At 73.9% G+C, this 1,237-nt stretch carries 1 protein-coding gene; it reads left to right on the forward strand.

Annotation, left to right across the window (positions count from 1 at the left end):
• The coding region (locus FNQ90_RS23755) for a cysteine protease StiP family protein (protein WP_182608224.1) at positions 1-1,221 on the forward strand (1,221 nt) is incomplete at its 5' end.
• Positions 1,222-1,237: the final 16 nt, after the last annotated feature.

Genomic DNA, 1,237 nt, shown 5'->3' on the forward strand with positions numbered 1-1,237 from the left:
GCCCACGCCCCCCTGGTCCTGGTGGCACCCCTCCCGGACCGGGTTCCGGCCCCCGGTCGCCCGCTGCCGCAACCGCTCCACGGCCCGGCGTTCTCCTCCTACCCGGCCGAGGACGTGGCCTGGCTGCTCCAGGACCTCTCCGAGGTCCGCCTCGAGGCACCCACCGAGGAACGCGAGGAGGCCATCCAGAGTGGCGGCGCCCACTACGCGGAGTCCCTGCCGCTGGAGTACCAGCCGGATCCGGAGTACCAACAGCTCTTCCACGACGCCCTGGCCGCCTCCGCCCGTCGCGTCGCGCAGGCGGTGGCCACGGTCACCGACACCCTGCTCGTCGAACGCTCCCGCACACGCCCCGACGGCACCACCGCCCGGCCCGTCCTCGCCTCCCTGGCCCGGGCCGGAACCCCGGTGGGGGTCCTGATGCGCCGCTGGGCACGCCTGACCCACGGCGTGGACCTGCCGCACCACACGCTGTCCATCGTCCGGGGGCGGGGCATCGACACCACCGCCCTGCGCTGGCTGGCCGCCCACCACGATCCCGCCGACGTGGTCTTCGTCGACGGCTGGACCGGCAAGGGGGCCATCACCCGGGAACTGGCGGAGGCGCTCGACACCCTCCCCGGGCCCCTGCGCGGTGCCTTCTGCGCCGACCTCGCGGTGCTCGCCGACCCCGGCTCCTGCGTATCGGTCTTCGGCACCCGGGACGACTTCCTCATCCCCTCGGCCTGCCTGAACTCCACCGTCTCCGGCCTGGTCTCCCGCACCGTGCTGCGCGCCGACCTGATCGGCCCCGACGAGTTCCACGGAGCCAAGCACTACCGGGAGCTGGCCGACGCCGACCTCTCGGAGACCTTCCTGGCGGCCGTCGAGGCGCACTTCCCGGAGGTCACCCCCGGCCCCATGGACCCCTCCGTCGACCGCACCCCCACCATGGCCGGATGGCGGGCGGTGGAGCGGATCGGGGAGGAGTACGGCATCGCGGACGTCAACCTGATCAAACCGGGAGTGGGGGAGACCACCCGGGTCCTGCTGCGTCGGGTGCCGTGGCGGATCGTCGCCCGCCGGGACGCCGGACCCGACCTGGACCACATCCGCCTCCTGGCCGACCGACGCGGGGTGCCGATCGAGGAGGTCGACGACCTCCCGTACCGTTGCCTCGGACTCATCCACCCCCAGTACACCAGGGGCGCCACCGGCGCCGACGGAAAGGCCGCCAGGTGACCGTGCCCCCGCTGTC

Source organism: Streptomyces alkaliphilus, from assembly GCF_014141535.1.
Lineage (GTDB): Bacteria > Actinomycetota > Actinomycetes > Streptomycetales > Streptomycetaceae > Streptomyces > Streptomyces alkaliphilus.